Genomic DNA, 3294 nt, shown 5'->3' on the forward strand with positions numbered 1-3294 from the left:
TATTAGATTATTCATTGATAAACGGTATTCTCAAATAATAATCTAAATATTTTTAGGTTAATCAGAGGTTCCTATAATTTTTTGCGCAGCTATCCGTACTATCATTGGCTATAGCAATATCAGGTCTGCTGCTTTCTGTTAAGAATACTTACCGACAATTTTTTTAAAATTATAAAAATCACCTAGAAATTTTAAAATCTCTGATTAAGTAGAATAAAATCATCAAATTATTTTTTTCATAAATAAAAAATTAATAAAAATTATTTCCAAGAATCCCGAATTAAAAACGCGAACAAAAAATTCTTGGCACAATCAATAACTCTCATTAATTGTGCTTAACTTCATAACCCGCCTATATTGCAGAAGAATAAATCACCTAAATTGCCATCATTCACCAAAATACACGATACAAAATAAACAAGATGAGTTGCCCGCCAACTTGATAAAAAAATTGTCGAGAAAAACCTTTCAAGATAGCTTTCAGAAAATCACCTGAGATTGATGTGCTATGACGATAAATTCTGGAAAAAATATCGTTAGAAAATCTATTAAATTGTTATATTCACGAGTAGCTTATGGAAATAAAGCATATCGAATAGTTTGAGAAGTTTGTCAATTCAGAAGTGAAATTGGCCGCAAAAGAACTAGAGAGTCTTGAAGAGGGAAGTCGCCCTCACTTGCAAAAGTTAGTTTATACAAATTTGGTTGATAGATTCGACGTAATGATTGATAAGACTATTCTCGACAACTGCTTAGAGCCGCTCCTGTTGGATGAGTCTCTAAGTAAATTGGACTCCCCAGTCACTGAGTCGCAAGTTCTGAAGCTTCTCATGGATGGAGGCAATGTCGAAGATGTTGTTCGTGCCAGAGTTAGAACGGTGTTAAGTAACGGAATTTTAAGGCAACGACACTCGAAAAAGTTATCTAAAGTGTTTGAGCTATTTCGGGTGGAAAAGGTATGGAATGAGCCAAAAGTGAATGATGCAAACGGAAAGATATTGTTAACATTTAAACCTCAGAGAAAGACTGTTCCTGCCTCAGTATGCGGTTATGCGGATTGGCTGTACTCAAGGAGGAACGCTATTGTTCACGGAGGAGGAACTTCTAACATGCTAGATAATGACGTACTACAAATAGAAAAAACATTTAAAATAAAGGTCGTAAAAACCACCAAAATTAAACTTGGTGCAATTAACACAACATCAAATTTCTATTTGGACGTATTGTCGTTGCTTAAGAAAAATATAACAAAGCTGTCATAGGAGTATTAGTTACTCGGAGAACCCATGGAAGTAGAAGTTGATTGGCAATATGTCGTCGATGGCGATGAAGGGCTGGATTTGTGTCAAGTTTTGTATGCTTACACACATCCCGATACAGAAGAAATTCTTTATGTTGGAAAAGCAGATTTTAGTTCTGTATACAAACGCCTAAAAGGTAGGCATAAAGATGAAATATTTAACTATCTTCGTAGTGAATTTCAGATATCAGAGATGGGGCTTTTGGTCGGTCAGCTCATATTAGAAGAAGGGCGAAGATTTAGCTCCACTCTTTTGTCAGATGTGGAGTCATTGTTAATACATGAGTTGAATCCACCCGCAAATATTCAAAGCACAAGCTCAAGAATATCAAGACCCGGATTAATTGTTACGTGTCTTGGTGAATGGCCATTAAAAGACAATCAATTTGAAGATGCTGAGTAAGATGGCTAACAAAGCCAAGCACAATCGCTCAAGCAAAAAGCGCTTGGGCTGGACCTCGCTATCGCTCGGCCTGTGTTGGCTGTGTTAGCTATTGATCAACAAAAAAGGAGGTTGTATGGAAGTTGTTAATTTAAAAGATATTTTTATCGCAATGGACGAGCTGGAACGATATTTTGATGGAATTGTTCCAGTAAACCTTTGGCGCGGCTTGAATGTTAAGCGAAATGTTGGGCTTTTTGATCTAATAGAGGCGCCATTCAAAATGTCGAATGGAAAAGTAAGAAAGCCTGATCTTGTTATCGAGCATGGTTGGGTAAAAGTAAAACACTGGCCGCGAGGAGTCTCTACGTTTGACAAACCCGGAGTCCCCAAAGGGAAAGACTGGGTTCATTACAAAATCCCTTCAGGAACACGTTTGCCAAATGGGCTCGCGATAGTAAAAGACTCATACAACGAGTCATTTTCTGCTACTCATTATACTATAGCTCCCGCTCATGATATGCCTATTGAGAAATTTAGAATGCTATTAAAATTGTTTGCTGCTGAGATCGAGAGGTTAGCAAAATGATTGAAATTTCAAATGCAGCTGCCCCACTGCTAGTTCAAGCTCTGCGTGATGCAGTTCGATACAATGAACAATTATTAATGAGTGAAACATTAAGAGATAGAGCGGACTATGAAGAATATTTACTTGAAGTCAGTCAGTTCTATGCAGAGATAAAATCACAGTATAAGAAACTTGAAAAAGACATAGGTTTACCACTAGAAGATATCGTCTAAAGCTAACAAAGGCCAGTATCCTAACAAACGCATGTTGTTCACCCTAAGGGTCTAGGATGTCTACGCTAACTGCTTCGCCCCCCAAATACCGGTGTTTGCTTGAGAGAAGGAAGGAAATGGATAAAATGACAACACTTGAAATACTTGAGGAATGGAGTAGAGCTGATCTTGATAGACTAATTACTAAACTAAACGAAAATGGTATTGCATCTGACGAGGATGAATTGGGCCTATCTTCCACCATGCTTGAAAACTGGACAGTAAGCTGTGATGCTTTTCTAACCGGAAACGGATATAAAGGAAACTCCTTGAAAACCTCAGGTAAATATATACAAAACCTTGGAGCTGTATACATTTTGTATGACATTGATGTATTCACGTATGAAGAAGCACAAAACTACTTACTAACCTTTGGTGATAGCTAAGTGGTAAAAAAAGCTAACAAATGGGCATGGTTACATCCTTGCGTCGATGGGGCCTCTGCTGCGTTCCGGCCGCTTACCCTGATCGTTTCGCAGCGAAGTTGTAAGATTTACAGTGATTATTAATAGAATTGTTATCATCTATTTATGGAATTAAACGAGAATTGGATCGTGTTTGAAGAGGAAGGTATAGAGCAACAAAAACTTAAAAACTTTAAAAATGACTGTAGGTCATTAACTGAAGATATTGTTGTTCAAAAGTACCTTATCGATGGAGCCAGTTACTTTTTTCAGTTCCATTTTGATGAAACTCTGTAGTGGTCAATTATTTTCATACCACCCTGTAGGAGGTTTTTATCATTTAAATGCTTTCTCAACTTCAGCTGGTG

General features: G+C 37.2%; 5 protein-coding genes. All 5 read left to right on the forward strand.

Translation table 11 applies throughout. The features are described 5' to 3' along the window. The first annotated feature begins 629 nt into the window (after positions 1-629). The 5 genes from ACYQ2C_RS18505 (at position 630) to ACYQ2C_RS18525 (ending at position 2908) form a co-directional block, all read left to right on the forward strand. Positions 630-1262, forward strand: a complete 633-nt coding sequence (locus tag ACYQ2C_RS18505) for a hypothetical protein (RefSeq protein ID WP_460104663.1) — start codon at positions 630-632, stop codon at positions 1260-1262. A 24-nt stretch (positions 1263-1286) separates the two neighbouring features. Continuing rightward, positions 1287-1703, forward strand: a complete 417-nt coding sequence (locus ACYQ2C_RS18510) for a GIY-YIG nuclease family protein (RefSeq protein ID WP_460104661.1) — start codon at positions 1287-1289, stop codon at positions 1701-1703. A 115-nt stretch (positions 1704-1818) separates the two neighbouring features. Further along, entirely contained in the window at positions 1819-2271 is a 453-nt protein-coding gene (locus tag ACYQ2C_RS18515) for a Tse2 family ADP-ribosyltransferase toxin (RefSeq protein WP_460104658.1), read from the forward strand. Then, positions 2268-2483, forward strand: coding sequence for a hypothetical protein (locus tag ACYQ2C_RS18520; RefSeq protein WP_460104656.1), 216 nt, complete (start codon positions 2268-2270; stop codon positions 2481-2483). Before ACYQ2C_RS18515 ends, ACYQ2C_RS18520 begins: the two co-directional genes overlap by 4 nt. Positions 2484-2599: 116 nt before the next feature. After that, positions 2600-2908 (forward strand): hypothetical protein, encoded by a 309-nt coding sequence (locus tag ACYQ2C_RS18525; protein WP_460104654.1) that lies wholly within the window; start codon positions 2600-2602, stop codon positions 2906-2908. Positions 2909-3294: the final 386 nt, after the last annotated feature.

The sequence above is a fragment of the Sessilibacter sp. MAH3 genome, from assembly GCF_054658275.1.

Coding starts and splice junctions, on each gene's coding strand:
- ACYQ2C_RS18515 (WP_460104658.1), top strand. CDS start 1,819: ATGGAAGTTGTTAATTTAAAAGATATTTTTATCGCAATGGACGAGCTG.
- ACYQ2C_RS18520 (WP_460104656.1), top strand. CDS start 2,268: ATGATTGAAATTTCAAATGCAGCTGCCCCACTGCTAGTTCAAGCTCTG.
- ACYQ2C_RS18510 (WP_460104661.1), top strand. CDS start 1,287: ATGGAAGTAGAAGTTGATTGGCAATATGTCGTCGATGGCGATGAAGGG.
- ACYQ2C_RS18525 (WP_460104654.1), top strand. CDS start 2,600: ATGGATAAAATGACAACACTTGAAATACTTGAGGAATGGAGTAGAGCT.